Genomic DNA, 26,753 nt, shown 5'->3' with positions numbered 1-26,753 from the left:
ATCTTGCCAACGCTGGGAATGTTACGGGAAGAAATATCTGTACAATGTGGCTATAAGGTCATTGCCATTATATGAAAAAGTTTGCCTTATCGATTTACCTCTGCCTCAAGTTCTACTTCAATTGCGTTTTCCACTACAATCGGTACATAAATTTCCAATTCCTCATCTACCGCATCAAACGTGACAGCCATGGAATAAGGCACTGTTGAACTCATATCTTGATTCCAACCACTGTGACCAATAACAGCAATATAGAAACCACTATCCCATTCATGTGATTTAATAGAAGCCCAATCTTTTTGTACAGTATTATCATTCCTATTAAAACCCTTTACTAGTCCATGGTTGCTTTGTTGGCCAATCATCCATGAAATAGTTGTACCTCGATCCTCTATCCTGTCGGGGTTCAAATCTTCACTTGCTATTTGTATCATTCGTTCTAAAAATGATTCCATGCTTTCATTTCTGCGACTTGTTTGCCACTCTAACCAAGTGGAAAGATAGCGTTGTCGATTTCTCCGCGTCCTACGAGGTTGTGCTTTATAAGATAGAGTGATATCTATTCTTATATTATGTTCTTCGCCTGGTCTGCGAAGTTCTTCTGGTATTTTGATTTCATAAATATGAACCTGCTTACTAGCTATTCGTGCTTCACCTTGTGTAATTAGTGTAATTCGATGAGGAGTGTTTACTGTTGCTCTTTCGATATCCGGCAATCCGTAACCAATATGCCGAATAACATTTCCTTTATTCGGATGATTTTCCGCCCATTCTGGCCACCTTGCCGACTGAATTAGCAAAGCACGATATAACAATGTAGATTCAGATGGAAAAGTCTTTTGGATTGATGCTAATACATTAGCAATTTTTGGAGCGGCGAATGAAGTACCTACCTGATCCCTCCTTATAGCTTGTCCGCCATGTAAAGTAGAACAAACCAGCTGTGGAGACAAATGATGATTTAATACAATAGCAGGAGGAGTGCCTTGATCGAAAGCATAACATCCACCGTACTCAACAACTTCTGGTTTTATTGTCTGAAACACACCTGGTCCAGTACATGAAAAACTAGATGGTTCAGTATGATTTGAAAAACTTCTGTATAAATCATCGAGTTCGGCTATTCCAATAGAACCAACTGTAATAGCTTGAAGACTTTGAGCAGGGTTAGCTATTCTACTCGAAGGCTCTAATAGATAATCTGGATAATTTATCCCCCGCTGGATTTGCTCACTAATACTTAACCTTATGATTGATCTATGTTGATTACTCCTCGATAAATTTCCGGTTGCAACTATAAAGATGATGTCATTTTCCCAGCTTAATATGTCCATTGTCGCAGCCCAAGAGCTCATATGAACTGTACGGCATGGGTACGTTCCCGTTATTGAATGATTATAAATTCTAGTATTACGAGGACCATGATAAAAGTGATTAACTATATCTCTCATTATTTTTGGAGGAAATAATGAATTCGGCATCATACAGTTGTTATCCAGAACCCGAGCATTCTGAATCCAACACACAGGATACTTATCTCCAGATGAAGGAATATCATTCGCGTATAAAACGGCTCCCGCTACTCTAGTTCCATGACCGCCACCACTAACTCCGTCTGCAACATCTGTCGGACTATTTATCCAACTATACGATGAAGAATCATCAATAGCCGCCCTTAACAACACATGTCTTTCCTGGATACCACTATCAATTACACATATTGTAGGAGCATCCTCATCCGGTGGATGCAATGTTATCCCCGGTAGATCTTCTGTAATTCCTTCTTCACCAACATTAAAAGGTGCATTCATTTGTTCAGCTTCTGAAACGTCAAAGACGTAAGGGAAAGTTCGTACTATATCTTTCAAACCACGCCCTGATATTCTCAGTCGCACAGTAAAACTATCTGGTAGTGCTACATCTTCGTCAACACTTTCGGTCATGTAGCCACTCATATCCTCACCTTCGTAGGCACGAACAACCCGCATTAATTGCTGATATCGGGTATCTAAATTTTCATCCCATCGTTCGTAAATTTCGTTTTTCTTATTCTCCCATCGAGTGATCGCATTATTATATGCTTCTTGCGAGTTATATTGGGCTCTTTTGTTTTTTGGATGCTCAGGAAACTCTTCCGTTCCAAGACAAGCGATACCTACATCAACTACAAATGTTTGATGGTCCTGTATAGTATGCCATTCCTGTCTTAATGCCTCGGAAAGTATATGATCATATCTCCATGCCTCTCCATTGACAATATTCCACAAGCCTGCAATTTGATGCTGTGCTCCTTGTGCAAATCGTTCGATTTTCTGATTAAGCGTTACCAAAGATGTATCTGCAGAAGCTCCAATAATAAAACCATCTTCCAATTCGCTAACTACTTCAATTCCGTAGCTCCTTAATTTCTCTATCGGCAATTCTCGAGGATCAATTTGTAAAAAAAGAGACAACGCCGCTGGAAGTTCCGGGAGGTTGTCTTGTTGTCTTCCTTGTTCCATTAGCCGCCGTTCTTCCAATAATGTTAGTCGACTTTGGGATAAAGTTTGAACGTGTTGCACGCGACCTGTTGTTCGAAGCTGATCAGTATGAGTATTCCTGGTTATTACTCTGGGCGGACTCGGTCTAACCGGAGCATCTGTTATTAATCGTAATTGGATATGTTGGAAGGAATTGTTCTCAGCCATTACTCTACGCTCCTGTTTTCTCTGACAGCTCTTAATAATGCATCATGAGTTACTACATCTTGAGCATCGAGGATAATTTGCTTTGCAGCATCCTGAGCTGCCCTGACGATTTGTGCACCAGAAAAACCAATAGCTGATTGAAGTATTTCATTCCAGCCGAAACGTTCTGTAGACATAGATGACAATGTCATTTTTATTAACTGCTTCAGTTCGTCTGGTCCTGGTTTTGGAATTTCAAAAACATCATCAAACCTTCGCCAGATAGCTGGGTCTAATTCTTCTGTCAGATTGGTGGCAGCTACTAATAGCCCTGGCGAATCATACTCATCCAGAAATTGCAAAAAGCTGTTCACCACCCGCTTTATTTCTCCAACTTCTTGTGATGTACTTCTGGACTTAGCAATTGAGTCGCATTCATCGAAAAAAATCACACATGGTGTTTGGGCTGCAGAATCGAATATAGTGCGTAAATTTATGGCGGTCTCTCCCAAGAAAGAAGATATCAGGGATTCAAATCTAACTTTAATTAAAGGTAACCCCGTGTTCCATGCCAGTCTTTGAGCGCCTAAAGTTTTGCCACAACCAGGTGGACCATACATTAATATTTTCTTCCGAGGCTTTAATCCATACAAAGCAAGCCTTTCTCGAGCTGCATACTCTTTTTCAATCCGATTAAATCGATCCTCAACCACTCGGGGAAGGATCATCTCATGTTGAAGTTGATCGGGCGAGAAGTAGCTTGTAAGCGGTGTATCATTTCTCTTGCTTTTAGGCAGTAAGCTTAAAGTTTGAGGCTTTAATTGAAATATATTTTCGGGTTCATGTTTAACAATCGGCTTCAAGGTATTTTTCAATTCGCTCGCTAATTGAATATGACCCTTTTTCTCTTCATCAGCAATTATAATATGTGCAATTTTTTGTAAGTCTTCTTGATTACCATTCGACACTGCTCGAAAAAGTCTTTTCATTAGCGCACCATTCATACAGTTACCTCCTTCCCAAGGATTTCAGATACATTTATTATATGTTATTTGATTATGTTCTGGTCAAATGTTTTTCATGTGTCTGTAACTACTCCAATCACTCGTGACAAGTTCTTTTGATACAGTTTAACGCAGTTTCATACTGTTCATTTCAGTTCATTAAGGCGCTTCCGTGGCATCCTCCGGGAAACCCCAATAACCAGACAGTTACATGGTTGAGTTTGATGAACAAGGCTTGGAATTAGACATGGCGTCATCTGCTGGGACAATGAGCCTTCTATTGGAAGGTATTCAATGGAATGTAACACACCAAGATTGTAAACTAAAAGATTCGCGACAGTTTAGCTTAAATAGATAGTACTTGCCACGTAATTCATCGAGTGGCTAATTCACTTTTCTCTTGGTTATAGTAATCAACTTCTTCGCCCATAGGTAAACGTTGCATTAGACCATTTTTTGTATTATTCACTGGGTTTCAATCCACACCTGCTTACGACAGGCGGCGGCAGCGTCAATTTTGCCACACTCCAGGATAATCAATACCGTAAGCTCGGCAGCCTCAAATTGAATTTGTATGTCTATTCTCTATTTCACCGAGTTTGTGTAAATGGTGCTTCAGTGCGCGCGAGAAATGTTAAGTTTTATCAGGTTTTGTAGCATATCAATGCCGGTTCAGTAGCGCCACTAACGATCTCGAAAAAGGATATGATCTCCTCATTCGAGGTGAATTTTGCTTGCGAGCGAGATACCAAACATCATCACGTCGCACCATCCAACTGTGCTTAGCTGCATATCGTCTAGCGGTCTGATATGGGATGTTGAAGTGGGTGCTAACGTCTTTAATTGTCAGGCGGGGGTAATCATCCGGTGCGTTCAAATAACACTGTTCAGCTGCCGGCCAATTATACTTAACGGGAGCGGGCATACGATCCCTCTTTCTCTTATAGTATGAGTATCTCAACAATGTTCAACATTGATGCAGCTTACCAATCACACAAGCTGGAAACCTTTCAATCTCTCATTAAATTAATGCTATGGCGAGATGCTTATTCGACCCTCTCGGTCACAATTGACTTTTTTCGAGAGATCAGCCAATCTCATATCATCTTACGTCATACCTGTTCGTTTCTTCGACTAAATAGTCTTAATAAAATCCAGGTATACTTTCGCCCTCTGAAGAGCAATTTCAAACGTCACGCGCTCTGCAAGCACCTTTGTGGACACAGAACGAAGACGCCCTGCTTGCCAAGTTTCACGCCACGAGCTCCAGCCAAGCTCAACGTGCATAACGAATACATGGGACGAGGGTCTATATTGAGCTTCATACACTTCGCCAGAGAGCAGTGAGAGGAAGCCAGCAGCTAGTGCTAACTTGTTCCTACGCTCGATTTCGTTTTGTTGTATGATTTCGTTTACCGTCGGCATAGGGCACCTTTTTGAAATGTTTTTATAACCTTGCGCAAAAACCGTATTAAGCGTATTAAACCCAAAAACCCAGTCATGGCGATGGTTTTTGGGTTTATATTCGTGCGCATCAATTACGGATTAATTACGCATTAAATAAAATCAACACGCAAGGCGGTACAAAACTTTAGGTCTGCCTCTACCGCTTACTTTCTCGACAATAATCAGACCACTTTCAGCCATGCTCTTTAGTGCAGTTTGTATTGCCTTTGAAGCTTTATGCTTCTGAAATACATCAACATATATTTCTGTACAGCTTAATCCTTCTGGCCTTGCCTTAAGTGCCTCCAGAATACGGCCAATCACTGGATCATGTTGCATGTTCTGCTCGCCGAAGATAAACACAACAGATTTATAACAGTACTTCCATATGGCAAGTGCAGCTTTTAAGTCTTCCTCACGGACAACGAGAGATTTATCCAACAGCGCGTATATACAAGCTAGACGCATGACGAATGGCGGTCTAAGTATGCAAACAAGCAACTGGAACTTAAAACGCTGTACGGTTATGAGTCAAATTTGAAGAATCGTATTCTGCCTGCTTTTGGTCATATGAAACTGGAAGATATTAAGCCGATTCACATTGTGGACTTTCTGGAGAAACTCGGACAAGATGGCGGGCGCGGCGATGCGAAGGAAGGCGGTCTAGCCTCCGGCACGATCCAGATGAATCATCGTATCCTGAAGAACATCATGAAGCGAGCCGTAGAGTGGCAATTCATCAAACAAAATCCTGTCGGTTCAGTGCAAAAGCCTAAAGTCACTTACAAGGAAATCGTCCCTTATGACGAACTGGAAGTGCAGCAGCTCCTTGAAGCGCTCCAGAAAGAACCGTACCACTGGCGCGTGATGATTACACTGGCTTTAACCACAGGAATGCGGCGCGGTGAACTGCTTGGCCTTGAGTGGAAGCACATGGACTGGAAGAATGGCTTTATTGACGTTTCTCAAAGCCTCGTTCACGCCTTAAAAGGTGAGATCGTCGTAAAGGAGCCGAAGACAAAGAAGTCTAAACGGAAAGTCGCACTGCCGGTATCTGCACAAGCTGAATTAAAAGAATATTATGCCTATCGTGTGAAGGAGCGGGACAAGCTCGGTGATGCCTGGAAGGGCGGCGATTTCTTCTTCATGTTCTCCCATGCGGACGGATCGGCATTCCATCATGAGCGCCCATATCTATGGTTCCGTCAATTCATCAAGAAGAACCGATTCCGATATATCCGGTTCCACGATCTGCGCCATACCTCTGCCACACTTCTCATTAACCAAGGTGTTCATGCTAAGATAATTTCCGAACGGCTCGGTCATGGAAGCATCACCACAACAATGAACATCTACGGTCATGTCCTCCAATCTGCCGATCAAGCTGCTGCTGATAAGTTTGAAAATCTGTTCTATCTGAATGCTAAAAAGACGTTGGGATAAGCTTTCTCCCAGCGTCTTTCTTCCCTTTGAATTTATCGAATTTCATTTGTCTTCGCATCTATTATCATACTATTTCACATCAGATTCACATCAATCCGTGAAAATCGCACCTGTTGCAGTCACTTAAATCGGTCTGTATCACTGTATAAATCCTTATAAATAAAGGACTTTTAAGCAGTTGTATTAGTCTTAACTAGCAAGCAGACGCTTTCGATATGTGTCGTATGCGGAAACATATCCACCGGCTGCACCTCAACCGTCAAGTACCCGCCGCCCTCCAACACGCGCAAGTCGCGTGCCAGTGTCGAAGGATTACACGACACATACACCACACGCTCCGGACGCATCTTAAGGATCGTATCCAACAAAGCTTCATCACAGCCTTTGCGCGGTGGATCGACAACGATCACGTCGGGCACGATGCCTTCCTTCCTCCAGCGTGGGATCACAACCTCAGCTGGGCCAGCCTCAAACGAAGCATTATCAATCTCGTTCAGCTTCGCATTCCGCTCCGCATCCGCAATCGCCTCCGGCACGATCTCGACGCCATATACATGGCCGGCTTGTCGTGCCAAGAACAGTGAAATCGTACCGATGCCACAATAAGCATCGATAACCCGCTCTTTACCCGTTAGCGCAGCATACTCAACAGCTTTACGATACAACTCCACCGTTTGCACAGGGTTCACCTGATAGAACGATCGCGCCGAGATAGCGAAGCGAATGCCATCGAGCTCATCATAGATAACCTCGCTACCCCATAGCACGCGGGTCTCATCACCGAAGATCACATTCGTATCGCGCTTGTTCACGTTCTGCACGATACTCTTCACGTTAGGCACAGCTTCACGGATCATCTCGATCCAGCGCTCCGCTTGAGGGATATGCTGGCCATTCGTGATCAACACGATCATCGCTTCGCCAGATACGAAACCAACACGCGTCATCACATGACGCAGCAGCCCGCGGCCTGTCTCTTCGTTATAGGCCGAAATGCCAAGCTCGCGGCCGATCGCCTTCACACGCGCCACAATATCGTCATTGTGCGAGTGCTGAATCATACACTCGTCCATATCAATGATGCGGTGACTGCCTCTCGCGTAGAAGCCGCCGATCAGGCGCTCCTCCGAGAAGAGTCCGTCTCCATCTCCCCCAGTTGCCAAAGCGGCCATGCCCATCGGCACGGACGCCTTGTTCCGATAGCGCCATGGCTCGTCCATCCCAACAGTGGGATGGACGATCACTGCATCCGCTTCGCCGTCCGCCCCAGCAACCCGCAGCTTTCCAATCCGCTCTAGATTGTCCACCACATGCTGCCGCTTCCACACCAACTGCGCCTCGTAGCTCAGGTGCTGCAGCTGGCAGCCGCCGCATTGCTTATAGATCGGGCATGGCGCATCCACGCGGTCCGTGCTCTTTACCAGCAGCTCCTGCAGCTTCGCGTAGCCATACGTCTTCTTCACCTTCAGCACCTTCGCACGGACGCGTTCGCCGGGAAGGGCTCCCTGTATAAAAAGGGTAAAGCCGTCTGCACGGCCTACCCCTTCGCCCTCATGCGTCAAGCCGACAATGTCGACGACGACTTCATCATTTTTGCTTACTGTCGGTACTTTTACCTTGTTGTTGCTCATTGTTCTTAACCCGCTCCGTTTTCCTCAGTCAGTTGTCTCGCCTAGCCTTATCCATCTATTTGCTTCGTTCCGTTTATTTATAAGTAGAATTGCCCGCTTCATCTACGATAATGTTCAAATGTGACGGCAGCACGGTAAACGTACATGGCAGCGTGCCGCCATACTCGCCGTCCAGGTTCAGCTGCACGTAATCCGGTGTCGTGACGATAAGCTCCCGAGTCTGAAAATGCACCACATGCGGATCATGCAAATGCTCGCCGCGCAGCGCCAGTGACGCAAGCCTTATGAATTCGCCGAGGTTGCATTTCTTCAGCACGACCACGTCGAACAGGCCGTCGCTTAAGCTCGCCTCAGGTGCCAGCTTCTCGAAGCCGCCGACCGAATTGCTGTTACAGATGAGGAACATCATAATCTCCTCATGGATCTCGCCGATCTCCTTAGCCTGGAGCCGCAGCTCCGTTGGCCGCAGGCGGGTCATTTTCTCAAGACCCTTCATATAATAGGCCAGCTGCCCGATCATCGTCTTCAGCTTGCTCGGCACTTCATAGGTCAGCTCCGTTAAAGAGCCACCACCCGCGATATTGATAAAATACCGCTGATTCGCCCGTCCCAGATCGATCGACTTCGTGTACTGCTGAATGATGAGATCGCACGCGTACTCCCAATGCTTCGGAATGCCAAGCGCCCGGGCAAAATCATTCGTTGTCCCCAGCGGCAAAATCCCAAGCGGCGGCCGTACGTCCTTCTCCGCCAAGCCGTTGATCACTTCATACAGCGTCCCGTCGCCGCCGGCCGCGATGATCATATCGAAGCCGCGGTCCGCAGCTTCAGATGCCGCAATCGTCGCGTCGCCTTCACTCACGGTGGCGTGACAGCTCGTCTCGATGCCGCCGCGCTCAAGCCGCTGCAGAATATCCGGCAGCCGCTTCTTAATTTCTTCCCGACCCGATGTCGGGTTATAGATCAATCTCGCCCTCTTAATCGTCACCTAGTCCACCTCCGGCACATTCACTCCGGACCGTGCACGGCAGCGCCTTCCGCGCATCCGTAAACACGGCAACCGTCAAGCATCCTGCTGCCCGTATCTTCTCAAGTTCTCTACCCTCTACTATACACCTAAATGGCGAACTTCCCAAACGCCCCACGCCAGTTATTCCCAGCACCCACAAGGACGTTATCTCGCACTATTCAGCTCACTCAGCCAGCTCTCGATCTGACGCTCCATCCAGCGTACAATGTACGGATTCGGCAGCAGCGCGCGGCCATTGTACCGGTAAGCCAGCCCATTAAGCCGACCCGGAATAACGGTTCTTGTAAAATAACCCTCGCTCAGAAATAAAGGCACGACGAGGAACGAGTCACTTGGGTATCGCCGCTGCAGCGCACGCAGCTTGCAGGCTGCCTGATTCGGCAGCAGCATCGCAATGTCCGCGCCGCCAAACCCGCCAAGCTCGCGAACACGCGCCGCGAGCTGCCCCATGCCGCTTCGCCAGCGGCCGTGAAAGACCGCCTCGCGCGAACCATGCGCGACGAGCAGCAATCGCTCCCGCGCGGGCTCCGCCGACAGCTCCGCAATATTGCCTAGCAGCAGCTCGGCAATATCCGCGTCGTCGTCGATCGGCAAGCCGAAGCGTACGCTCATGCCCGCGCCAACCCGAAACGGCGCCAGCTCACCGCGGCGCTCCGCCGATACCGGCGAAACGCCGAACGCCTGTGCAATGTCGTCCACATGCGTACTGCCAGACGACACAAAAAGCGGAAGGACGTAGAGCTCCGTCACGCCTTCCGCTTCTAGCTGATCTATGCCGTCTTGAATCAGACGTCCTTCTACAATCTCCAGAAAAGCCGAGACTACCGGCACATCGGCGCCAGCAGGGTTACTACGGTTTTGCTCGTCACCACGACCAGCGCCACCTTCTCCCCCTACACCAACCGCCGCTACCGCCTCATCAACAAGCTTCACCCAGCCCGCCTCGCGCGAGCCGTGACTAATCACTAACACACCAAACTTCATCGCGTTAGCGCCCTGCGCGCTCCAGCGCCATCTTGTACCCGTCGTTGCCGTAGTTGAGGCACCGCTTCACGCGCGAAATCGTCGCCGTGCTTGCGCCGGTTTCTGCTTCAATCTGATTATATGTCGCACCCTTGCCAAGCATGCGTGCCACTTCAAGCCGCTGGGACAGCGACTGGATCTCGTTTACCGTACACAAATCATCAAAGAACACATAACATTCTTCCACCGTCTCCAGCGTTAGAATTGCTTCAAACAGCTGGTCGAACGTCTTGTCATTCAGCTTCTTTAATTGCATCGTCCGCACACTCCTACTTGAACTATTAAGCTAATTGTATTCGTTTCTCTACTATTATTCAAGCATCACCGTTGTAGCGCTTCACAGAACAGAAGGCCAACTCGGCCCACGACCAGCGGCCAATGTTCCCCAACATCAGCGGAAATTTATTCCGAAAATACGGGCATTCGTCCAGTCCGTATGTTTGCCTATCCCATAGACTACTATATAAAACGCCAAAAAAGGTTGTGATCTGCGTGAAATACCGCTATGATCCACCCGCCGGCAGCTACGAGCAGCAGAGCCAGAGCGGCGGCGGGCAAGGTCAAGGCCTGCATAACGAGCGGCAGCAAAGTCCTTTTCCAGGCATATCCGATCCCTTTCAAGGATTGAACAACAAGAGCATCGGGCTCAGTAAAACACCGGTCCCATTCCCATCCCCCGAGTTCTCGACCGGTGTCCCATCGATTACGATTGGGCCGGCGTCAGGCCAGCAAATTATACCGCTTCCGGAGTCCGACGGCAATCTCCCAGCTCTAATTGAAGCAGGGAAGATCGATGCCAACAAGTCCGAAGCCAAGACCGACACCAAGTCCGGCTTCAACCTCGCCACCAGCCTCAATGACCTGAAAGGCGTAGTTGATCGCATGGGCGGAATTGACGGTATTGTGACCACGATGGGCAAGGTGCAGAAGGTCGTCGGCAGCATCTCCCAGATGGCACCGCTGATCAAAGTACTCGCGGGCTCCTTCGGGAAGAAAGGCGCATCCGTGACTAGCACTGACGACGACGATGACGCACCACCGAAGCGCCGCAAGAGGAAGCGTCGGCGTACCACAGGCAAATCCGGTGTAACACCCGGTGGCCGCCGCAGACGCCCGCGCAGATAACCACACCAGCACTAGAAAGGCCGGGAACCCACATCCACCTGTGGGTCCGGCCTTTCTCATGCCCCGCGCCAGCGCCTACTACAGCAAAAAGGCTGAAAGCCCCATGCGCACCATGCGCATCGACGAGGCTCCCAGCCTTTTTCTTTTAGATAAACAACGCAATCAATTGATAAATCAATGCCGCAAGAATCATCGTAATCGGAATCGTGATGATCCATGAGATGATAATCTTACCCGCCAAGTCCCATTTCACGGCAGAGAAGCGCTTCGCGCTGCCCACGCCGAGAATGGAAGACGTGATAACATGCGTCGTACTAACCGGCAAATGCGTCATCGTTGCCGTCAAGATAACGGTTGCCGATGTAATATCTGCCGCGAAGCCGTTGATCGGCTCGATTTTGAAAATTTTCGTACCCATCGTCTTGATGATCTTCCAGCCGCCGATCGAAGTACCAAGCGCCATAGCCGTAGCTGCGGAAATCTTAACCCACAGTGGAATATGGTCCGTATTATCTTGGATGCCGGCTGTAACGAGCGCGAACGTGATGATCCCCATCGCCTTCTGCGCATCATTCGTACCATGCGTGAACGATTGGAACGCCGCCGTCAGAATCTGACTCGAGCGGAACACCTTATTGACATGATGCGGACTGGATTTGGCAAAAATCTGCTTCAAGATCCACATCACGATAAAGCCTCCGGCGAATGCAATGAGCGGCGAAAGAATAAGTGCCTTTAAGATATCGATAAATCCACTGCCATTAATAGCGTCTAGTCCCGCAGAGCTGACAACAGCCCCGGTCAACGACCCGATCAAAGCATGTGAAGATGAAGATGGAATACCGAACCACCATGTCAGCAGGTTCCATGCAATCGCCCCGATCAGCGTCGCAACTACAACCTGCACGCCATGGTCAAGCGTAGCCGGATTCGCGATCTTGCCCCCGATCGTCTTCGCCACGCCTGTAAACATGATCGCCCCGACAAAGTTCATCACGGACGCAAGGAGAATCGCCTTCCGCGGCGACAATGCCCGCGTGGACACGGTCGTCGCGATTGCGTTCGCTGTATCGTGGAATCCGTTAATAAAGTCAAAACCGAGTGCTAGAAAAATAACGATGCCGACCCAAATGTAAATGTCCATACCTGCTCGTCCCGCTCCTTAGCTGTTGCGCATAATGATGGTTTCGAGTGTGTTTGCGACATCCTCACAATAGTCGGTCGTTTGCTCCAGACGCTCATAAACCTCTTTACGCTTGATCAGCTCAATCGGGTCCTTCACGTTCGCGAACAAGCTCTTTACGCTGATGCGAAGCAGGTCATCGGCTTGGTTCTCAAGCTCGTTGATATGGATAGCAGGCTCGCGCATGGCAAGCAGCTTCTTCTCGGAGAGCAGGTAAATCGCTTTCTTGATTTGCTGCGCGCAGCGAAGGATGTTCTCTGCGAACAAGGTAACATACTCGTCCGGCTCCGTAATGTTGTACATTTCGAAACGGGAAGCACAAGCTTCAATGCCATCAAGCACATCATCAAGCGATGTTGTAAGTTTCATAATATCTTCACGCTCAATTGGCGTAATGAACGTTTTGTTTAGCTCAGTCAGAATCGTATGTACATGACGGTCGCATTTGCTCTCATACTCTTTCATTGTTTTCGCAAACTGTCCGACATCTTTGATTTTAGAGACGTTTTGCTCAAAGTAGAGCACGCCTTCCAGAATCGTATCGGCCATCGCTTCCAGTGTCGTAAAGAACACATCGTTCTTTTTCTTAAACATAACTATCCCCTTCGCTATCGCGCTAATTTGGTTGCCGGTAAATTTCAACAATTGCCATATGAAACCGACAATATCTTAACACAGTTTACAACCCAATTGTTAAGGGAATGTAAAGGTTTTATGACTTATTTTCAAATTCCGTTCAATATTTTCATTTGAGGCTTCCGTGCACTTCTATTGTTTTCCGGCACATCCGATTTTAACCGCCTCCAGCGCAAAAAAAAGAAACCGGATCCTCTCCGGCTTCTCCTGCTCTACAGCTTCTCGGCTGCGATTGTAAATGTCTTCGGAATCCCTTTGTCGAACACGTCGGACGAGGCGTTAGGCAGCTCCTCCAGCAGCTTGATGCACAAGCCCCCGGAAGCAACCGCCGTTACGATCTCCCCGAGTGTCCAGTTGCGCAGCAGGACTTTGGGGATCTCGGCCACTGCCCCATCCAGCTCCGACATAAACTTAGAGAACGCGACTTCCTTCTCCTCCAGCTCTGTGCTGAAATAATCGCCGTCCACCTTATGCTTGCGGATGTTAGCCGTTGTGCCGCGCGAGGAGATCAGCTTCGTTGAAACCGGATGGAAATCCTGCAGCACCAGCGTACCGCCACGTAGTAGCAACCCGTTTACAACCTCAAACAGCGGCAGCAGGTCTTGAAAATAATGCAGAATCCCAAACTCCATGTACACGATATCGTAGCTGCCATTTAGCACCGTTTCAGGCAGTTTCAACACATCTGCAACGATGTAGGTGAGTGGAACTCCTGCTGCTGCAGCTAGTTCCGTTGCATAACGCTCGTTCTCCGCGGAGAAATCGATGACTGTTGCTTCTGCGCCAAGCAGTGCAAGCGCAACGGCTTTGTTGCCGTTCGAGCCAAGCAGATTGACGATTCGCTTCCCGCTCACATCGCCCATATGCTCAAGTGCTGAACCGACGCGTTTCTCCGGTGCCGATTTGATTTTGTCCGCCGCCTCTGCCGGTGTGCCGAAACGCTTCAGCCACGCCGCGTATGCGCCGGTATTCCAGGACTGTTCATTTTGCTTCGTTGTCGATTCCAATCTCAGTTCCTCCACGTTACACGTCTAATCTATACATTATATGCCGAGCTTCACATGCCCCGCAAACGTCGGCGTCATCGGAACGATGTGATAGAACGTATGGCCAGGTACGAATGGCAGCTCCTGCCCGTCCTTCATCAGGCGAATGACGCCGTCACCGCTGCGTTCCCACGTACAATCGACTTCCTTGCCCTTCTGGATCAGCATCGCCGGACCGCCGCTTTCGAGATCAATCTCAAGCCGGCCATAATCGTCGTAAGTCTTATGTTTCGCGCCGATGATGACCAGATTCGTTGCCGTCAGCTGATTGTTCGTCGTGAGGTCGGTATGCGGTTTGCCGTTTATCGAGCGTTCAAACAGCGCAGTCGCCTCGTTGTAGCGGTAAGACAGCTTATAATCCTTCAGCAGAAAATGAATCTCGACCGTCGTTGCCGCTGTTCCGGCTGCCGTCGCCCCTTGGTCTGACCATGTAAACGTCGGGATATCGACGGTTTCTTCATATTTCTTCTTCGCGGCTCCGGCACGCAGCTTCTCCAGATTGGAGTACAGATTGTGCGGGGGTTTGCGGAACGATTCGCGGTAGAAGTAGGCCCCAGCATTGGAGATTTCGTCTAAGTAAGCTTTGTTATGATGCTGCAGCAGGTCGTAGCCTTCTGTGCTCGCCCCAGCATGAGCCAATACAGAATGGTAGGCTTCGCCGATACGAATCAGATAAGGGCGGTTGCTGCGAATCGGGCCGATCGGATTCGTTGATGTGTCACTTTGGAAGATGGCTACAAGCCGAGTAATGCCGCCCTCGGCAAGCACTTCCCAGACGACATCGGCGTTCGGCAGTCCCGATTGAGGACGCGCCGCAGCGAAATTGTTGACCATCACGGCGATAGGACGCAGCGTGGAATCACTGTCCAGAGGCAAGCCGGTCAGCGGTGCAATATATTGAGGCGGATCGACAGCGGGCGGATCAACCGGCGCCGTCTCTACAGGCGCTTCCGCTGGTTCTGCCGGTTCTTCAGCAACCGTTGGCGTATCATTGACGTTAAGCTTCTTCTCGTTGCAGCCTGTGAGTACCATACTTGCTACTAGCAGCATGACTACGCCTAGCACGAGCGTAAAGCGAAAGGATGACCGTTTAGCATGCTTCATCTGCGAGCCCACCTTCTGGAAGAGTTTGAGTAAGGATATTTCTTTATTAAACCATAAGAGCGGTGGAATTGTCTTCCGCTGTTGCTAAGAATGAACATAAGGTGCAAGGACGGACCGGTGTTACCAACCTGCAAGCTTGCCGTTGTTACGTGCAGTGACTATTAGCGACTCAGCACTCGGGATGGCGAGATGTGAGTTGTGGGATGCTCTAACGAACCACACAGCGCTTATTCACCCAAAAATAGCCCTAATAAAATTCTAACGAACCCTGGAGGCTCTATTTGATTGATTATGGGTGTTTAGGAGCCGATTTCCCCACAATAACGCCTTTACGGTTCGTTAGCTTTTTGGAGCCCAGAAATCCGGCGAAATAACGTCCCTACGGTTCGTTAGCTTTTCGAAGCAGGCGGCCTCGTACTGCGAACGTTCAACTCATCGCATACCTCCCCTAATAATTGGCATACTAACTCTATCTCGCTTCACCCGAGGGGGCTGTGTATGCCAGCTTTTATCGACTGGATCACCGCACATTGGTTCTCCAGCCTTGTTATCCTATTGGCCATCCTTGCGATCGCCTATGTAACCAAGAATCACAAGTCGCTGTTTTATAAAGAATAGATACAACCTCAAATAACCCGGTCGGCCGCTGCCGATCGGGTTATTTGAGGTTTGTCGCTTCTGGCGGCTGTTGTTCTGGTTGCTTTTGCTTTTGCTGTTGCTGTTGTGGTTGTGGTTGTTGTTGCTGTTGTGGTTGCTGTTGCTGTTGCTGCTGTGCTGGTTGCTGCTGTTGCTGCTGCGTATGGAGCAGCGGCAGTGCAATCGTCACGGCTGTGCCTTCGCCAACGGTACTCTCCAGACGGAAGCTGCCGCCATGCAGTTCGACGATCTCTTTGCAGATGGCCAGGCCAAGTCCGCTTCCGGAGCGCTGGCTTGTCCCTTTGTAGAACTTCTCGGTGACATGGGGCAAATCCTCAGGCGAAATGCCGCTTCCCGTATCTTGGATCCGGATTCGCGCCATCCCTTCACCTTGCACCGCGGTTACCGTAATCGTCCCATTCCGCGGTGTAAACTTTAGCGCATTGTCGAGCACATTGATGAACACCTGCTTGAGCCGATTGGCATCCACTTCCGCAACGAGCGGCTTATCTCCGATGTTCCCTGTTATCGCGATCGATTCACGCTGCCCTCGCGCTTCGAACTGCCGCAGCGTTTCTTCGATTGTCTTCCGAATGTCGAGCGCTTCGGGATGGAGCACAATGCTCTTGGCATACAGCTTCGAGAAGTCGAGCAGATCCTCGACGAGTCCTGCCAAACGTTCCGTCTCTCGGTCAATGATCGCAAGCCCCATATTAAGCTCCTCGACATCGCTCGGATCGCCCGAGGCCAGTGTCTCGCTCCAGCCTTTAATCGAGGTGAGCGGTGTCCGCAGCTCATGCGATATGGAGGAGATGAAGTCCTCCTTCAGCTTCTCACGCCGCGTCAACTCGGAGGCCATCGTGTTCAGCGTTTCCCCCAAACGACCAATCTCATCCCGATCATGCGGCGCTGCGCGGCGAGTCCAATCCCCTTCGGCCATCTTCTCGGCGACTCGCGTCAAATTGCGAATCGGTCTGGCGATTCGGTTCGCGATCAGCACGCTCATCGCAAAGAACAGCAGCACGACAACCGAACCGACAAGCAGCGTAATCCACAGCACGTTGCGGACCGTTGTGTCCACTTCTTTCAGTGAAGCCGTATAGCGAAACATCGCGACCACGCGCTGACCTTGCTTGACCGGCAGCGTAACCGCTGCAATCCGCTCGTTCGTCAGCGGGTCTGTCCCGCGCCAGACCCCTTTCCCGCCATAGATCGCCCGCCTGACATCAGGCGTTTCCGCAAGCTTGCCATCGCCGCCAAGACCGTTGCTGTCGACTACGATAACGCCGGAACCGGTAAGGAGCTGGAGGTGGGCTGTGCCTTCGGACATATTTTGCAGCATGTATCTGGCTTTCTCTCTCATCGGTTCATACGCGATCATCCGATTATGTAGGGCCGCCTCCGTCTCTGCACGCTGCAGAACAGAGCCGACCGCACTGCTGTAATAGTAGTTCCAGACGAGTGTCACGAACATCGAACCGAGCATCACGACTACGAGCACGATCAGGATGCCGTAGCTCCATACGATGCGTGTGCGCAGGCTTCTCATTGCTCGTCGCTCCGTTTCCAGCGGTAGCCATAACCCCACAGCGTCTCGATATGATGCGGATCAGATGGCTGGATCTCGATTTTCTGGCGGATACGGCGAATGTTCACGTCAACGATCTTCAGATCGCCGACATAATGGCGTCCCCACACCGCGTTCAAAATATCATCGCGGCTCAGCCCTTCGCCCTCCCGCTCCATAAGCAGCTTCACAAGCGTCCATTCCGTCGGCGTCAGCACGATCTCGACGCCATCCTTCCACAGCCGGCGCTCCGCCGAAGACAGGCGGAACGGCCCCGAGCTCAGCTCGCCGGCCCGCTGCGGCACAGGCTGCGCAGCGCCTCCAGCCGAGACGACAGAGCCTTGCGCTTGCGCTTCGGGCAAGGCTGCTGCCTCGGCGGCGGAAGCTCCTGCAGCCCCGTCACCGCCACTAGCCGGCTCCTCCCCAAGCGGCTGCATACGCCGCTTAAGCGCGTTCAGCCGGGCGACAAGCTCGCCCGGACTGAACGGCTTCTGCACATAATCATCCGCGCCAAGCTCAAGACCGCGAATCTTATCTTCTTCCTGCGACTTCGCCGTCAGCATGATGATGCCCATACGGGGAAATTGCTGTCTCAGCTGCTCGCACACGTCAAACCCACTAATGCCGGGCAGCATCAAATCAAGCAGCGCCACATCGAAAGGCGGGGAAGCCGCCTGCGCAAGCGCCAAAGCGGTTTCCCCATCCTCGGCCTCCGTGACTTCCATGCCGCCTCGTTTTAAATTAATGCGGACAAACCCGCGAATCGCTTCTTCATCCTCAACAATTAATATTTTCAAAGCAGCAGTTCCCCCTCTTTTCTCATCCAAGGTGAAACGGCTGTCGCCCTCCTCTTGGCGGCGCAGCGCGTTTCATAACGACCTATTCTTCCGGCAGCAGCTTGAAGAGCTTGCGAAGCGTCGCCTCATCCGGCGGGAATATCCCGCTAACGCTAGGCTTCTCGGCATCTTCCTTCAGTAGAGGCGCATGCCATATCGCTACATAGACAAGCCCGCTTCCACTGCCAAGCTGCTCGAAGCGGCTGCCATCCTCTTGCAGCTGTTGTTCTTTCTTATTCCACTCCGCAATCGGTATAACGCGCAGCGCCAAAATTTCCTCGCGCCGATTCGACTCCTCCTCAAAGCGATCAAGCGCAACATCGTTGCTGCTTCCGTCACTTAGTCTCCGGAACGTGTACTGGCTCCATTCGAGCGGCAGAGAAAGCGCATAGGATCGATTCGTGTCCACATATTGCTCGCCAACCACGTCAAACGCATCGACACCATTCCACTGCTTATACTGCTCAATCCACAGCAGATCGCTGTAGGCGACTCCTTCAGATTGACCTGGAGCTTCACGCAGCTCGATCACATCCAGAATGCCGTCCCCATTGCCATCATCGCTCAACTGCATGGTCGCATTAATCTGTACATTCTCATCGCCGGATTGCTTAGGCGGATAGATTGGCGTCAGCTTTCCGGCATTCCACGCATACATCGTCGTTGTCGATGAGCTCGCGCCGATAGCTGCATCTGCGAGCACGCCATATTGATCCTTCGCAATTTTGCCAAGCTTGACCTGCAAATATTCGTTCACGGAGCCATCCAGCGTGGTGGAAGCCATCTTCGTCGCACTGTCTCCTGCAAAATGATAAATCCCAATCGAGGCCGTCAGCTTCTGACGCTGCAATTGGATTAAGGCAAGCTCATCGTGACCGTCGCCTTCCGCATCGCCGATTCCGAACGTATCGTAAGGCAGCTCCGCAATTGGCTTCGGTGCTGCGATTCCACTATTTAAAGGTACATGATACAGGGTCAACATATGCTGCGGCTCCCCATACTGATTCCACCCGATAAGCACTTCAGGCTGCCCGTCCCGGTCTAAATCAACCGTACGCAGCACATCGATCCCATAGCTGGAAGTCTCGTCAAAAGTAAACCACTGCTGCCAGCCGATATCCACGCTGCTCTTGAGTACCATCACATGCTCCGTACCGCTCTCATCCGAGTAGATGACGAAAGCTTCCTGCTTCCCATCCCCGTCTGCATCCATCTTAACCACGGCCGAATTCGACCGCTCCTGCATGGCAAGCGACAGCTTGGCTCTCGCCGGGAGATGATCGCGAATGGCAGAAGCCAGCTCGGCGTTCTCTGGCGTTGACCGCGGATTCAGCAGCAGATCAGCCGGAGTCGCGGTATACTGACAGCCGGATATAACGAAGAAGCAGATCAGGCCGCCTACTAAAAGCGCCGTTTGTTTCATCCATTGCGGTACTTTCATCGCTATGCGCTCCTTCCGCGCCGTCAGCCATTCTTCGTCCGAAGAGATTTACTATGCGCTTTCGCAGCCAGCAGTTCACTCACCGTAACGAAGGTATAGCCCTTGTTTTGCAAATCCTTAATGATGAGCGGCAGAAGCTCTACCGTATTGCTGACATGTTTACTCCCAAAAGAATGCATGAGGATAATACCGCCGGGATGCGTGTTCTTATTCACGTTAGCACGCATTGCAGCAACGGAGCTGCCAGCCCAATCGCGCGTATCCACTGTCCATCCGATCAACTCACGCCCGTTATCCTTCACAATTTGCTTTAGCAGCGGCGAGGTAGCACCATACGGCGCTCGGACCAATCGGGGCACGTAGCCGATCTCTTTATTAATTAATGCGTCTGTCCATTTAATTTGATTCATTACCGGATTGCTGTCAAGCTTTGACAAATCTTTATGCGCATAACTATGATTGCCGATTTCGCTGCCTTCATCGCGGATGCGCCTCATCACTTTCGCGTTCTTCTTCACTTGTATCCCTACGGTAAAGAAAGTGGCGTGTATCTTCTTGGCTTTCAAAATATCCAGTATGGCCGGTGTGAAATGGCTATCCGGTCCGTCATCAAACGTAAGAGCAACCAGCTTCTCGCCTTTATTCGTTAGAAAATCCGTATTCGGCTCGGTTGGTTGATCCAGCTTGATAGGCGGCTCCATCGTAACAGCCGGCGGCTGTGGATGAAGCAGCGGTTTTCCAGGTACCGATACAACGAGCTCATTACCTTTATCGCCGCCGTCCGATTGATTCCAATCTGCATGCTCGGCTGACTCCGAATCTTTGCCGTTATTGTTATGCGTCCCAATATCGCTGTCACTTTGTCCCGGAGGAAGCGGCGGGTGCCCGGCTGACACCAATTCATCCTTACGCAGCCCGCAGCTGGACGACAATATGCCTATCATTAGCGTAACCACAATCAATGAGGCTAATCTTCTCTGATGTCGCAATCCTCGCAGCTGTCGCATCCTACCATCCCCTCGCACTTCTTCTACTATCTTCTATGCTAGTAGATTTAGGCGATTTAGTAGTTACAAAGAAGTAACACCCGGCATACCAAACTATGGCCCGGTTCCTAAACAATGGTAGGTTGCTAATATGCAAAAAGACCGCCTCAAAAGTACACGCGACTTTTGAGGCGGCCTTATCTATATGCTCGATTATCATCGGCGCAAAAACGGCAAAGTTACTCCCAGAGTAACTTTGCCGTTGCCGATTTTGCTAATCCTATGCTTGTGTTCTTCCGAGAGCCACTCTTCTTCCACTTAACTCCTACACTTACCTACGCTTACACTTCTATCACCATCGGGCTAAGCCAAGCCCATTCAGGTAATCTCCGGGATGCATCGGGTTCTGCTTCTTGTGGTTACATTTCCGGTCCTACCGCAATTATCGCACTGGCATCCAGCAGTCCCGTTGAATGAGCCCGCAGCTCAAGTTCCCCAATCTCAGTTCCCGCTTGCAGGATAAGGAGACAGTAGCCGTTAAAAGCCCTGCGCTTGCTCGCTTTATCCGCTTCATGCGAGATCGGATCGCCGTTGCCTACCCCAATAATTCGCCCGTCTCCGTTTACGGAGAAATACACCAGGTTGTCCGCAGTTGGAACGACCCGTCCCTCTGCATCACAGATCGAGACACGTACGGCGACAGCATCTGTATCATTTGCCTGCATCGTATTCACATGCGGTTCCAGTCGAATATGATGGGCAGCACCCGTCGTTTCTACAGCTACCTCCGCAACAACTTCGCCGTCTCTTTTTCCCACAGCCAGCAGCTTGCCCGGCTCATAAGGAACCTTCCATTCCACATGTCCGTTTGGCAGCCGCTTCTGCTCTCCGAAAGAAACGCCGTTGACGAACAACTCGATCGAATCCAGGTTGCTGTACGCCCAGACGTCAATCTCCTGGCCTTCCTTGCTCGCCCAATTCCAATGTGGGAACAAATGAATCATCGGCTTCTCCGTCCAAGCGGACTTGTAGTAGTAATAGTTGTCTTTCGGAAACCCGCATGTATCCATCGTGCCATATTGCGAGTTAATATTCGGCCACTTGAATGGCGATGGCTCGCCCCGATAATCAAAACCGGCCCAAATAAACATCCCTGCCAGGAACGGATTGTCTGCAACTGCACCCCATGATTGCTCCGGTGATGTCGTCCAGCTATTCAGCCAGTCATTCTCCCGCCAGCTTGTACCATATTCCGAGCAGTAGCCTTTGGACTCATCATGCTCGTAGATACCACGAGTAACCGCGTATGCGGACACTTCGCTGCCATATATGATGCGTTCGGGATGTTTGGCATGGTCATTGATGAAGCTGCCCCATTTATGCCCGTAATTATAGCCGACGATATCGATTTCATCGCTATAGCCGCCATCATTGAAACCATGATTCAGCGCCGCCGTTGTTGGCCGTGTAGGGTCGATTTTCTTCGTCGTTTGTACAAGTGTAGCCAAGATGCGTGCGCCCATGACGGTGCCTTCGAGCTGCTCCTCATTCTCGAGCGACCATGCAATAATGCTAGGGTGGTTGCGATCACGATAAAGCATATGTTTAAGGTTCTTGATCCCCTCCGGAGAGCTGTCCAACCGTCGATTCTCATCGATGACCATGATGCCCATGCGGTCGCACATGTCCAGCAATTCCTGCGTTGGCGGATGGTGCGCAGAGCGGTAGGCGTTTGCCCCCATCTCCTGCAGCAATTGCAATTTATATTCGATGATGGAATCCGGAAGTGCAACGCCGACACCAGCAAAGTCTTGGTGCACGCAAAGCCCTTTAATAACAGTCCGTTTGCCGTTTAAGAAAAAACCGTTGTCGGTCGTAAACTCGATTGTCCGAATGCCGAATTCCGTTTCATAGCGATCGGTTTCCGCGTCTCCGTTTTCTCTAACAATGGCTATAGCTTTATATAGATTGGGTGCTTCGAGGGACCATAGAAGCGGCTTGGACACATCGACCTGCTGCACAAACGTATGGGCCTCTCCGTCCGGTATCGTGGCTGTCGATCTCGCAGATGCAACAAGCAGACCATTCACATCGCGAATTTCAACCAGCAATTCGCAATCTTTTGCAGCCCGATACTCATTGTTCACGGTCGTCTCTACCCGTACAGTCGATACTTCCTCTGATACCGATGGAGTTGTGACATACGTCCCCCACTGACCGACATGCAGCCGATCCATTGTGCTCAGCCACACATGCCGATAGATGCCCGCACCGTCATACCACCAGCCTTCAAAATCCCTCGCATCCACTTTGACAAAGATGACATTTCGTCCTTCGTCTCCATAACGAACGATATCCGTAATATCGTAGTAGAACGGAACGCTGCCGCTAGGATGTGTGCCGACAAAATGTCCATTCACCCATACGCTGCTGTGACGCATAACGCCATCAAACTCGATGATGATTTTCTTGCCTAGATCAGTGGCGGGAATATCGAACATTTTGCGGTAGCAGCCGACTCCGGATTTTTTGTATCCGCGTTCCAGAGGGCCATCCTTCGAGAACTCCTCTTCAACGAGCCAGTCATGGGGCAGGTGAACCTTCTCCCATTCGTCCGGCGCAACCGAAACGCCTGCCTTCTTATCCGTAAAAGCGATCTGCTGCCACTGGCCTTCTTCACCTTTTTCGCAATCAGTAAGGCTGCCGACGCCTCCCGCTTTCACCGCAAGCGGAATTTCGAGATTTCCTTTGTAGAACAACCAGTCCCTGTCAAAATTCGTTTTGGCCCGTCTCCCCATCACTCGACACCTCCGGAAAAATATCCCTCATTTCGAATGATACCTGAATCTGTGAGCGGATGGTGTGAGAAAATGTGATGATACGCAAAAAAAGAGTTGCACAATCGCGGACAACTCTCTTCCTATATATCTTTGCTATTTCAGCGCTTTCGCCGCAATGTCGGTACGACAGTGCATGCCGTCAAAATGAATCGCAGCCGCTGCTTCATACGCCTTCGCGCGTGCTTCTGCAATATCGCTGCCACGGCCGACGATGCCAAGCACGCGTCCGCCGTTCGTTACGATCTCGCCGTCGCCGGAGAGAGCCGTACCGGCGTGGAATACGAGCGCGCCTTGCGCTTTTGCCGCTTCCAGGCCAGTAATAACGCGGCCTTTCGGGTACGCTGCCGGGTAGCCTTCGGATGCAGCAATGACGCACACCGCAGCTTCGTCGCTCCACTCGATCTCAAGCTGATCGAGACGTCCGTTCAGGGATGCGAGAACGATATCGAGCAAGTCGGTCTTGAGGCGAGGCAGGACAACTTGTGTCTCGGGATCGCCCATCCGTGCATTGAACTCAATCGTCTTAGGGCCGTCCTTGGTAATCATCAAACCTGCGAAAAGAACGCCGCGGAACGGACGGCCTTCGCTGACCATCGCGCGCGCCGTCGGCTTAATGATGTTCTCAATGGACTCTTCCACGATTGCCGGGTCGATATGCGGCAGCGGAGAATACGTGCCCATACCGCCTGTGTTCGGTCCTTTGTCGTTGTCGTACACAGGCTTGTGATCTTGAGCCGGCACCATTGCACGCACCGTTTCGCCATCCACGAATGCGAGGATGGACATCTCTTCTCCCGAAAGGAACTCCTCAATCACGACGCGTCCGCCGGATTCGCCGAACACTTTACCCACCATCATGCCGTGGAGCGCTTCTTCTGCTTCTTCCAACGTTGCCGCAACCGTCACGCCTTTACCTGCAGCGAGGCCGTCTGCTTTCACGACGATTGGCAGCTCTTGCTGACGCAAGTAAGCCAGTGCCGTTTCGTACTCGGTGAACGTCTCGTATTTAGCTGTCGGAATCTCGTATTTCTTCAGCAGATCCTTCATGAAGATTTTGCTGCCTTCGATTTCAGCCGCTTTCTTACTAGGTCCGTAGACTGGAATATTGCGCGCTTCGAAAGCATCCACGATGCCGTCCGCAAGCGGATCATCCGGTCCTACGAATACTAGATCCACTGCGTTATCGCATGCAAATTGAATGAGATCGTCAAACCGGTTAACCGGAATTGGCGCGCATTCTGCCAGCTCCGCAATACCTGCATTGCCCGGCGCACAGAAGATTTTGCTTACTTTATCGCTCTTATTCAGCGCCCAAACGATGGCGTGCTCACGCCCGCCGCCGCCGATGACCATAATCCGCAAAGGAAACCCTCCTTTTATAACAAGTCTGTACTAGTGTTTAAAATGACGAACGCCTGTCAGCACCATCGCAATGTTATGCGCATTGGCTACTGCGATCGATTCCTCGTCCTTGATCGAACCGCCTGGTTGAATTACTGCTGTAATACCGGCTTTTGCCGCCAGTTCCAGCGTGTCGCCCATTGGGAAGAATGCGTCAGAAGCAAGAACTGCGCCTTTTGCTTTGTCGCCAGCTTGCTCGATCGCGATACGTGCTGCGCCGACACGGTTCATTTGACCTGCGCCTACGCCTACAGTCATATCGTCCGATGCCAGTAGGATCGCGTTCGATTTCACATGCTTCACAACTTTCCAACCGAACAACAGCTGCTTCAGCTCTTCATCCGTTGGCTTGCGGTTAGTCACGACTTTAATATCTTCTTCCGTCAGGCTGTGCACATCGCTTTCTTGCACGAGCATGCCGCCGTCTACGCTTGTTACGAGCCATTCCGGCTTGCGCTCGCCTGCTGCTTTGAGTTCGCCGAGCTTCATCAGACGGATGTTCTTCTTCTTCGTCAGCACTTCAAGCGCCTCAGGCGTGAAGTCCGGTGCAATGACGATCTCTAGGAAAATTTCGCTCAGCAGTTGCGCTGTATCAACGCCGATTGTACGGTTAGCCGCTACAATACCGCCGAAGATGGACGTCGGATCTGCTGCGTATGCTTTCTGATACGCTTCGTGAATGTCGCTGCCGATGCCCACGCCGCAAGGATTCATATGTTTAACCGCTACGACGGCCGGTTCGTTGAATTCTTTCACGATGGCAAGCGCCGCGTTCGCGTCGTTGATGTTGTTGTAGGACAGCTCTTTGCCATGCAGTTGCTCAGCAGTTGTGATGTTACCTGTCGATGCAAGCGGCTTGCGGTAGAAAGCTGCTTTCTGATGCGGGTTCTCGCCATAACGCAGATCCTGCACTTTCTCGTACGTCACGGTGTAGCTCTCCGGAAGCGGATTGCCTTGCAGTTTCGAGAGGTAGTCCGAAATGAGCGCATCGTAAGCGCCGGTGTGGCGGAATACTTTTGCAGCGAGGCTCTTACGAGTCTCAAGCGAAGTGTCGCCTTGCGCTTTCACTTCGTCGAGCACGGTTTGGTAGTCTGCCGCATCTACGACAACGGTTACGAAAGCGTGGTTCTTTGCTGCCGAACGAAGCATCGTCGGTCCGCCGATATCGATGTTCTCGATCGCATCCTCGTAGGATACATCCGGTTTTGCAATCGTCGCTGCGAACGGGTACAGGTTCACGACAACGAGATCGATGTAGTCGAGGCCAAGCTCTTGCATCGCTTTTTGATGCTCTTCATCATCGCGAACCGCAAGCAGACCGCTGTGCACTGCAGGATGCAGCGTCTTCACGCGACCATCCAGAATCTCCGGGAAGCCCGTTACATCGGAGATGCCGATAACCGGAACGCCTTCCTTCTCCAGCAGGCTCGCCGTTCCGCCCGTCGAAATAATTTGCACGCCAAGGCCAGCAAGCGCCCGCGAAAACTCCACAATCCCCGTCTTATCCGATACGCTAATAAGTGCTCTGCGAATGGTCAAAATAGAACCTCCTAAAAGTTTGTTCATTCCTACTAACTTGCCTAACTCCGCCGAATTCCCGCCACTGTGTTGCCCTAGGGGCCACTCTTACGCTTCATTCGTCGTTTTCTAGCCCATGTGTTGCTCTAGGTGCCACTCTTGCGTCTCATGTAGCTCACCAGCAGATCCTC

Annotated in this window: 20 protein-coding genes and 1 pseudogene; 3 read left to right on the top strand and 18 right to left on the bottom strand. The window is 50.7% G+C overall.

Going from position 1 to position 26,753, the window contains the following annotated elements; translation table 11 throughout:
• Positions 1–86: 86 nt before the first annotated feature.
• The 3 genes from AC506A_RS26165 to AC506A_RS26155 all read right to left on the bottom strand — a co-directional run bounded on the left by AC506A_RS26165 (position 87) and on the right by AC506A_RS26155 (position 5,095).
• Complete coding sequence (locus AC506A_RS26165) at positions 87–2,687, bottom strand: S8 family peptidase (protein ID WP_495463931.1); 2,601 nt, start codon at positions 2,685–2,687, stop codon at positions 87–89.
• A complete protein-coding gene (locus AC506A_RS26160) occupies positions 2,687–3,670 on the bottom strand; it encodes an AAA family ATPase (RefSeq protein WP_495463930.1) in 984 nt (327 codons plus the stop codon). The genes AC506A_RS26165 and AC506A_RS26160 overlap by 1 nt, the downstream gene beginning before the upstream one ends.
• Positions 3,671–4,804: 1,134 nt before the next feature.
• A complete protein-coding gene (locus AC506A_RS26155; RefSeq protein WP_495463929.1) occupies positions 4,805–5,095 on the bottom strand; it encodes a hypothetical protein in 291 nt (96 codons plus the stop codon).
• Between the two features lie 504 nt (positions 5,096–5,599).
• Here AC506A_RS26155 and AC506A_RS26150 point away from each other — a divergent pair.
• A pseudogene (locus AC506A_RS26150) lies at positions 5,600–5,728 on the top strand (tyrosine-type recombinase/integrase); the annotation flags it as partial.
• A 72-nt stretch (positions 5,729–5,800) separates the two neighbouring features.
• Positions 5,801–6,559 (top strand): site-specific integrase, encoded by a 759-nt coding sequence (locus tag AC506A_RS26145; RefSeq protein ID WP_495463966.1) that lies wholly within the window; start codon positions 5,801–5,803, stop codon positions 6,557–6,559.
• Positions 6,560–6,729: 170 nt separating this feature from the next.
• Here AC506A_RS26145 and rlmD read toward each other — a convergent pair whose 3' ends face one another.
• The 4 genes from rlmD to AC506A_RS26125 all read right to left on the bottom strand — a co-directional run bounded on the left by rlmD (position 6,730) and on the right by AC506A_RS26125 (position 10,499).
• Complete coding sequence (rlmD, locus tag AC506A_RS26140) at positions 6,730–8,190, bottom strand: 23S rRNA (uracil(1939)-C(5))-methyltransferase RlmD (RefSeq protein WP_495463928.1); 1,461 nt, start codon at positions 8,188–8,190, stop codon at positions 6,730–6,732.
• Between the two features lie 73 nt (positions 8,191–8,263).
• On the bottom strand, positions 8,264–9,178 hold the full coding sequence (locus AC506A_RS26135) for a diacylglycerol kinase (RefSeq protein ID WP_090978955.1): 915 nt from the start codon (positions 9,176–9,178) through the stop codon (positions 8,264–8,266).
• 186 nt (positions 9,179–9,364) lie between these two features.
• Entirely contained in the window at positions 9,365–10,204 is an 840-nt protein-coding gene (locus AC506A_RS26130; protein ID WP_495463927.1) for a sirohydrochlorin chelatase, read from the bottom strand.
• A gap of 4 nt (positions 10,205–10,208) precedes the next feature.
• Complete coding sequence (locus AC506A_RS26125) at positions 10,209–10,499, bottom strand: YerC/YecD family TrpR-related protein (RefSeq protein ID WP_090978952.1); 291 nt, start codon at positions 10,497–10,499, stop codon at positions 10,209–10,211.
• A 236-nt stretch (positions 10,500–10,735) separates the two neighbouring features.
• On the opposite strand from AC506A_RS26125, the gene AC506A_RS26120 reads away from it, so the two are divergent.
• Positions 10,736–11,368 (top strand): hypothetical protein, encoded by a 633-nt coding sequence (locus tag AC506A_RS26120; protein WP_495463926.1) that lies wholly within the window; start codon positions 10,736–10,738, stop codon positions 11,366–11,368.
• Between the two features lie 145 nt (positions 11,369–11,513).
• Here AC506A_RS26120 and AC506A_RS26115 read toward each other — a convergent pair whose 3' ends face one another.
• From AC506A_RS26115 to purH, 11 genes are all read right to left on the bottom strand, one after another.
• The gene (locus tag AC506A_RS26115) at positions 11,514–12,512 is read right to left on the bottom strand and encodes an inorganic phosphate transporter (RefSeq protein WP_495463925.1); all 999 of its coding nucleotides are present in this window, start codon (positions 12,510–12,512) and stop codon (positions 11,514–11,516) included.
• Positions 12,513–12,530: 18 nt separating this feature from the next.
• Complete coding sequence (locus AC506A_RS26110) at positions 12,531–13,145, bottom strand: DUF47 domain-containing protein (protein ID WP_495463924.1); 615 nt, start codon at positions 13,143–13,145, stop codon at positions 12,531–12,533.
• Positions 13,146–13,399: 254 nt separating this feature from the next.
• Positions 13,400–14,194, bottom strand: a complete 795-nt coding sequence (locus AC506A_RS26105) for a class I SAM-dependent methyltransferase (RefSeq protein WP_495463923.1) — start codon at positions 14,192–14,194, stop codon at positions 13,400–13,402.
• Between the two features lie 36 nt (positions 14,195–14,230).
• A complete protein-coding gene (locus tag AC506A_RS26100; RefSeq protein ID WP_495463922.1) occupies positions 14,231–15,337 on the bottom strand; it encodes a DUF3048 domain-containing protein in 1,107 nt (368 codons plus the stop codon).
• 658 nt (positions 15,338–15,995) lie between these two features.
• Positions 15,996–17,522, bottom strand: a complete 1,527-nt coding sequence (locus AC506A_RS26095) for a sensor histidine kinase (protein WP_495463921.1) — start codon at positions 17,520–17,522, stop codon at positions 15,996–15,998.
• Complete coding sequence (locus tag AC506A_RS26090) at positions 17,519–18,337, bottom strand: response regulator transcription factor (protein ID WP_495463920.1); 819 nt, start codon at positions 18,335–18,337, stop codon at positions 17,519–17,521. Before AC506A_RS26090 ends, AC506A_RS26095 begins: the two co-directional genes overlap by 4 nt.
• A gap of 82 nt (positions 18,338–18,419) precedes the next feature.
• The gene (locus AC506A_RS26085; RefSeq protein ID WP_495463919.1) at positions 18,420–19,817 is read right to left on the bottom strand and encodes an FG-GAP repeat domain-containing protein; all 1,398 of its coding nucleotides are present in this window, start codon (positions 19,815–19,817) and stop codon (positions 18,420–18,422) included.
• Between the two features lie 23 nt (positions 19,818–19,840).
• The gene (locus tag AC506A_RS26080) at positions 19,841–20,824 is read right to left on the bottom strand and encodes a polysaccharide deacetylase family protein (protein WP_495463918.1); all 984 of its coding nucleotides are present in this window, start codon (positions 20,822–20,824) and stop codon (positions 19,841–19,843) included.
• Positions 20,825–21,222: 398 nt separating this feature from the next.
• Entirely contained in the window at positions 21,223–23,601 is a 2,379-nt protein-coding gene (gene galA, locus AC506A_RS26075) for a beta-galactosidase GalA (protein WP_495463965.1), read from the bottom strand.
• A 135-nt stretch (positions 23,602–23,736) separates the two neighbouring features.
• Complete coding sequence (purD, locus tag AC506A_RS26070; RefSeq protein WP_495463917.1) at positions 23,737–25,005, bottom strand: phosphoribosylamine--glycine ligase; 1,269 nt, start codon at positions 25,003–25,005, stop codon at positions 23,737–23,739.
• Positions 25,006–25,035: 30 nt separating this feature from the next.
• Positions 25,036–26,583, bottom strand: coding sequence for a bifunctional phosphoribosylaminoimidazolecarboxamide formyltransferase/IMP cyclohydrolase (purH, locus tag AC506A_RS26065; protein ID WP_495463916.1), 1,548 nt, complete (start codon positions 26,581–26,583; stop codon positions 25,036–25,038).
• Positions 26,584–26,753 lie beyond the last annotated feature (170 nt).

The sequence above is a fragment of the Paenibacillus sp. N22P23 genome, assembly GCF_059383735.1.
This window is presented reverse-complemented; position numbering and strand designations above follow the sequence as displayed.

Excerpts from the sequence above, each read along its gene's own strand:
- AC506A_RS26165 (WP_495463931.1), bottom strand. The coding sequence starts at position 2,687 with ATGGCTGAGAACAATTCCTTCCAACATATCCAATTACGATTAATAACA.
- AC506A_RS26160 (WP_495463930.1), bottom strand. The coding sequence starts at position 3,670 with ATGAATGGTGCGCTAATGAAAAGACTTTTTCGAGCAGTGTCGAATGGT.
- AC506A_RS26155 (WP_495463929.1), bottom strand. The coding sequence starts at position 5,095 with ATGCCGACGGTAAACGAAATCATACAACAAAACGAAATCGAGCGTAGG.
- AC506A_RS26145 (WP_495463966.1), top strand. The coding sequence starts at position 5,801 with ATGAATCATCGTATCCTGAAGAACATCATGAAGCGAGCCGTAGAGTGG.
- rlmD (WP_495463928.1), bottom strand. The coding sequence starts at position 8,190 with ATGAGCAACAACAAGGTAAAAGTACCGACAGTAAGCAAAAATGATGAA.
- AC506A_RS26130 (WP_495463927.1), bottom strand. The coding sequence starts at position 10,204 with ATGAAGTTTGGTGTGTTAGTGATTAGTCACGGCTCGCGCGAGGCGGGC.
- AC506A_RS26125 (WP_090978952.1), bottom strand. The coding sequence starts at position 10,499 with ATGCAATTAAAGAAGCTGAATGACAAGACGTTCGACCAGCTGTTTGAA.
- AC506A_RS26115 (WP_495463925.1), bottom strand. The coding sequence starts at position 12,512 with ATGGACATTTACATTTGGGTCGGCATCGTTATTTTTCTAGCACTCGGT.
- AC506A_RS26110 (WP_495463924.1), bottom strand. The coding sequence starts at position 13,145 with ATGTTTAAGAAAAAGAACGATGTGTTCTTTACGACACTGGAAGCGATG.
- AC506A_RS26100 (WP_495463922.1), bottom strand. The coding sequence starts at position 15,337 with ATGAAGCATGCTAAACGGTCATCCTTTCGCTTTACGCTCGTGCTAGGC.
- AC506A_RS26095 (WP_495463921.1), bottom strand. The coding sequence starts at position 17,522 with ATGAGAAGCCTGCGCACACGCATCGTATGGAGCTACGGCATCCTGATC.
- AC506A_RS26085 (WP_495463919.1), bottom strand. The coding sequence starts at position 19,817 with ATGAAAGTACCGCAATGGATGAAACAAACGGCGCTTTTAGTAGGCGGC.
- AC506A_RS26080 (WP_495463918.1), bottom strand. The coding sequence starts at position 20,824 with ATGCGACAGCTGCGAGGATTGCGACATCAGAGAAGATTAGCCTCATTG.
- galA (WP_495463965.1), bottom strand. The coding sequence starts at position 23,601 with ATGGGGAGACGGGCCAAAACGAATTTTGACAGGGACTGGTTGTTCTAC.